Source organism: Mycobacterium sp. (assembly GCF_032161845.1).
Taxonomy (GTDB): domain Bacteria; phylum Actinomycetota; class Actinomycetes; order Mycobacteriales; family Mycobacteriaceae; genus Mycobacterium.
This window is the reverse complement of sequence record NZ_JAVRQA010000347.1, coordinates 1-4,995: the sequence shown is the minus strand read 5'-3', so window position 1 is coordinate 4,995 and position 4,995 is coordinate 1. Positions and strand designations below refer to the sequence as shown.

Annotated in this window: 7 protein-coding genes; 3 read left to right on the top strand and 4 right to left on the bottom strand. The window is 63.3% G+C overall.

Annotated elements, in window-relative coordinates; all coding sequences use genetic code 11:
• Positions 1-464, bottom strand: a 464-nt coding sequence (locus QOD90_RS18780) for an AMP-binding protein (protein WP_526352340.1), incomplete at its 3' end; no start/stop codon positions are given.
• 484 nt (positions 465-948) lie between these two features.
• The gene (locus QOD90_RS18775; RefSeq protein ID WP_526352339.1) at positions 949-1,074 is read right to left on the bottom strand and encodes a hypothetical protein; all 126 of its coding nucleotides are present in this window, start codon (positions 1,072-1,074) and stop codon (positions 949-951) included.
• 44 nt (positions 1,075-1,118) lie between these two features.
• On the opposite strand from QOD90_RS18775, the gene QOD90_RS18770 reads away from it, so the two are divergent.
• On the top strand, positions 1,119-2,138 hold the full coding sequence (locus QOD90_RS18770) for an LLM class flavin-dependent oxidoreductase (protein WP_526352338.1): 1,020 nt from the start codon (positions 1,119-1,121) through the stop codon (positions 2,136-2,138).
• A gap of 87 nt (positions 2,139-2,225) precedes the next feature.
• On the top strand, positions 2,226-2,972 hold the full coding sequence (locus QOD90_RS18765) for an SDR family NAD(P)-dependent oxidoreductase (RefSeq protein WP_526352337.1): 747 nt from the start codon (positions 2,226-2,228) through the stop codon (positions 2,970-2,972).
• A gap of 246 nt (positions 2,973-3,218) precedes the next feature.
• On the opposite strand, the gene QOD90_RS18760 is transcribed toward QOD90_RS18765, so the two are convergent.
• Positions 3,219-3,905 carry a TetR/AcrR family transcriptional regulator gene (locus QOD90_RS18760; protein WP_526352336.1) on the bottom strand — a complete coding sequence of 229 codons (687 nt, stop codon included), beginning with the start codon at positions 3,903-3,905 and terminating at the stop codon, positions 3,219-3,221.
• A gap of 125 nt (positions 3,906-4,030) precedes the next feature.
• Complete coding sequence (locus QOD90_RS18755; RefSeq protein WP_526352335.1) at positions 4,031-4,690, bottom strand: TetR/AcrR family transcriptional regulator; 660 nt, start codon at positions 4,688-4,690, stop codon at positions 4,031-4,033.
• A 105-nt stretch (positions 4,691-4,795) separates the two neighbouring features.
• On the opposite strand from QOD90_RS18755, the gene QOD90_RS18750 reads away from it, so the two are divergent.
• Positions 4,796-4,995, top strand: a 200-nt coding sequence (locus tag QOD90_RS18750) for an FAD-dependent oxidoreductase (RefSeq protein WP_526352334.1), incomplete at its 3' end; no start/stop codon positions are given.

The window sequence follows — 4,995 nt, the reverse complement described above, 5'->3', positions numbered from 1 at the left end:
TCCAGTTCGTCGGAGTCCAGCAGCTCGAACCACGAGTCCGACCCGACGACGATGACACGCTCTACGGCGCTCCCACCGCGTTCAAGCGCGGCGAGCAGACCGTCGACCAACTCCGCCTCGGTGATGACGATGCGGCAGTCGGCGTCGGCGAGGAGGTGAGCGAGTTGTTCGGGCGCCGAGGTGTTGTACATCGAAAACGGGATAGCGCCGAGCAGCAGCGCAGCGGCATCAGCGACGTGGAACTCGGGCCGGTTGCTGAGCAGGAGCCCAAGAGTTTCCCCTTGGCGCAGACCCAGCTCGGCGAGACCCGCGGCGGTGCGGCGGGCCTGCGCGCCGTAGTCACGCCACGCGAGCACCACTTCGAGGTCGGCATTGAGGATCGCGGGCGCATCGGCGCGGGCTTCGACCATCGCTAGAAACGCCTCGCCGACCGTAACCATGTCGCGGTGAACCACCGTGCTCATCGGCGCGCCTTCCCTTCGTGGATGTGGACCAAGCGTATCCGATAACGTGACAACTGTCAATTAAAATGTTGGCATATGACTCAGGCATGTCGGGCGCCGGTATTCTTCAGGCCCCTGGCTTGGTCGATGCCGGCGACCATCTCCGTGTTGGTCATCGGCGGGAGGACCGCATAGTGGACACCGGTGCCGCGATGTTCCGCGCGGACCGAATTGGCGAACCCGAGGACTGCGTGCTTGGTGGCGCAGGATGTCGCTACCCCCCCGCGACGGCGTCTCGGAGTTCACCGATGCGACGTTGATGATGTGGCCGCTGCGCTGGTTGGGCATCCGCCGGGCGGTGAGCTTCGGGCCCGTGATCACGACGTAGACGTAGACGTGGACGGCCAACGCGCTGCGTCAGCGCGTCAGGCTGTCGTCGAGCCGACCGACCGGAAGAGCGCGGCGTTGTTGATCAGAACAGCCTGCGGCGACGGCGAATCCGACGTCACGGACGAAGGTTTTCGGCACGGTCGAGATCCGCTTTCTGGAATTCCAGCCACGCCAGATCGGTGACTTCGATGGTCGGGCTGATGACACGTCCACCGTAACTCCTTAACTTGATACCCGTCAAGATAAAATTTGACAACCGCCCTATACCTCGATAGCTTGACCGTCATGCGAGGGGCCGACTCCAATCCGAAAGGGAATCCGATGCAAGCCGCGATCAGTTGTGCCATTCCGGCACTCGAGCCGTTCAACGACGCAGTCGGTCACGCACAGCTGGCGGACGAACTGGGCTATGACTCGATCATGTTGTCTCACATCGCGGCTCGTGACTCGTTCACGATGGCCGCGGCTCTGGCAATGCGCACGCAGCGGGTAGCGATAGGCACCTCTGTGGCACCGCTGTATCACCGTTCGCCGGCATCGATGGCCCAGACCGCGGCAACAGTCGACGACATCTCCGGCGGTCGTTTTCGACTCGGCCTCGGCGTGGGTCACCGCACCACCATGGGCGGCTGGCACGGCCAGCAGATCGGCAAGCCGACCGCTGAAATGCGCGAATACATCGGCATCGTCCGCGCCATCCTGGCCGGTGACGTCCCGCCGACGGGCCAGCGGTGGACGTCGAACTTCTCGTTCATGGGCTTGACGCCGCGCCCCGACATCCCGATCTATCAGGCGGCGCTGGGGCCGGCGATGTTGCGCCTGGCTGGTGAGATCGCCGACGGCGTGGTGCTGTGGGCATGCCCTTCGCAGTACGTGCGCGATGTGGTCGTGCCGGAGGTGGCCGCGGGCCGCCATCGCGCCGGTAAGCCGCTTGAGGGATTTCACATCCTGGCCGCGGTCCCCTCGGCGATGACCCACGACCGCGCAACCGCGCTCGCAGGTGTGCGCAACGAGCTGCACCGGTATTTCGGCCTGCCGTTCTACCGGGCAATGTTCCAGGCGGCGGATTTCGCCGGTGACGTGGCGGCATTCGATGCTGCCTCACCCGATGTCGACGCTCAAAAGCTGGCCATCAGTGAGCGATTCATCGATCACCTATGCGCCATCGGCGACGTCACCGCCGTTCGTGACGGGGTCCAGCGATACCGCGACGCGGGGGTCACCAACCCGGTGCTGGCCGCCATTCTCGGCACCGACTTCGAACCGACATTGCGCGCAGCCGCCGTCCTCGAGCCGGCGACATGAGGCGATCGCCGTGACCGGAGCGGGCTCTGCAGCACAACCAGAGAACCCCGATCCACCATTTAAAACCCAGTAGAAGCGGAGAACATCATGGGACAGCTCAACGATAAGATCGCCCTGGTCACCGGCGGCACCTCCGGCATCGGTCTTGCCGCTGCCCAGCGGCTGGCGGCCGAAGGCGCGCATGTCTTCATCACGGGCCGGGATAAGCAACGCCTCGATGAGGCACTCGCGTCGATTGGCCCCTCGGCCACCGGTATTCGTGGAGACGTCACCGACCCTGACGACTTGGATAGAGTCGCCGACGCCGTCAAGGCACACGGACATGGCCTTGACGTCGTGTTCACCAATGCCGGTGGGGGAGGGTTGGCGCCGTTGGCCGATATGACACCGCAACACTTCCTTGACACGTTCAACCGTAACGTGGGCGGAACCATCTTCACGGTGCAGAAAGTGTTGCCGTTCTTGAACACTGGTGCGTCAATCATCCTTTCCGGCTCCAGCACAGCCTCCAGTGGATACCCCGCTATGGGCGCGTACGCCGCGTCGAAGGCGGCCGTCCGGTCCTTCGGCCGGACCTGGGCGGCTGAACTGGCGCCTCGGCAGATCCGGGTGAACACGTTGGTTCCCGGGCCGACTGAGACGCCGGGACTCACGGGCAGCGCACCGGCTGGCCAAGAACGACAGGTGCTGGCCGGCTTCGCAGCGACGGTTCCGCTCGGCCGGGTCGCGCAACCCGAGGAGATCGCGGCCGCTGTCCTGTTTCTGGCCAGCGACCAAAGCAGCTTCATGACCGGCGCCGAGCTGTCCATCGACGGCGGCCAGGAACAGGTCTGAGTTCCGTCGACTGGCGCCCTCCAGAAGTACGACATTGGCTCCGTCAATCCTGACCCGCGCGTGCTCGGTGAAGCCGAGAACGCTTTGGTACTACTGCGAGGATCGGTCGAGGTCGGCGACGACGACGACCACTGTGCAGGCAAAAGCAGCGAGTCCAGGCCGCGGCCGGGCGCGCGAACCGCCGCATCAAGTTATTGACTGTCGGTTCCCATGGGCTTTGTCTCCTCATTCCGTGCGTGACGTGAGCTAAGACTGGCGCGATGGCGGCTCGTCGAACTCCGCAGCGTCGATCTCCAGTGCGCGGACGATGAGGTCTGCGGCAAGTTCGGCATGGGCTTTGACCGCGGCGGGGTCCAGCGGGTCAGCGGGGTCGAAATGACGCGCGAGGGGACCGAGAGTGAATTGCGCGGCGGCGCCATGGGCAAGCAAGAAGTTGAATGTGCGCAGCGAGATCGGCCTTGTCCGTCCGGTGGCGGCAAGGTGATCGAGCAGGCGCCCCACCGGTGCGAGCGCGGGTTGGATATATGTGTTGTACATATAAGCCAACCGCTCGGTATCTTGTCGGCCCTCGATGTTCATCAAGCCCAGAAGCTCAGGCCGCTCGGCGGAATACTCCAAGAAGGTGCGCATGGTGATTCGCAGCTGGTCGAGCGGGTCGATCACGGTGGGGTCGAACACCGTCGCCAGCCGCAGAACAAGAGGCTGGAATGCCCAATCGACGGTGGCGTACCACAGCGCTTCCTTCGAGCCGAAACGACCGTTGAGCGCGTTGTGGCTCACGCCCAATTCCCGGTTGAGAGTTCGCAATGCCACACCGTCATAGCCTTGGGTGGCAAAAGCTTTCAGCGCCGCACCAAGGATGTCGTCCAGCGAGGCGGGCGAATCTTCGCTGCGTGGCCGGCCACTCGGCCTGCGTCGCGACGGCGCACTCATGGTTTCCATTCTGCATCTCGGGTGGCCGTGACGGCCCGTCTACCTGTTCAGTGACCAATAAATATGATACATGACAAATATTTATTTGGCATCTGTCAGGATCGTCGCGGCGTCGTGACCCGGGACTAACCGTTCGGTTCCAACCGGAGACCCTCGACGATCAGATCCGACATGAGCCGGGCGTGTTCTTCGATGGCTGTGGGGCGGCCCGGGGGTGCTGGGTCGAACAAGGTCGCGAGCGGCACCAGACTGTAGATCGCGGCCGCACCGTGCGCGACCAGAAAGTGGAACTCCCGCAACGCGATCGGACGAATCGACTCCTGTTCGGTGAGGTGCAGCAGAAGTCGACCGACACCCATCAATGCGGGCTGGATGTAGTTGTCGTAGATGTAGCTCAACCGGTCGGTGTCCTGGCGGGCCTCGATGTTCATCAACGCAACCAACTGAGGGTGGTCGGCGGAGAACACGACGTATTGGCGGATCGCCAGGCGTAACTGTTCCAGTGGCTCGGTCAGGGTTGGATCGAAAATGCCCTGCATGATGCGCAAGAGAGGGCTGAAGCCGAAATCGACCGAGGCCCGCCACAGATCGTCCTTGCTGCCGAAGCGCTGATAGATCAGATTGTGGCTGACGCCGAGGTCCCGGTTGAGAGTCCGCAGCGAAACGCCGTCGTATCCGTATGTCGCGAACGCGACCAGGGCCGCTTCAAGGATGTCCTCCAGCGGCGTCGAGTCTGCCGTCTTCGGGCGACCGCGACGCCCCTGCGATGTCCGAGTAGAAACCATGTGACAAATTATGCCAGACGGTGCGACAACATTTATATTGACAGATATCAACTTAAACTCTAACGTGGACTCAGAACGGTTCGGCAGCCACAGGAGACTTTCGCCATGACGCAGACACTCGACACCCCAGTCTTGATCGCCGGTGCTGGTCCGACGGGTCTCGTCCTCGCCAGCGTGCTGTCGCACTACGGCATCAATTGCGTTCTCGTCGAACGCAACACGCACACGACCCGATTCCCGAAGATGGACGTCACCAACGGGGCCAGCATGGAGCTGCTGCGGCGGTTGGGTGTCGACGCCGAGTT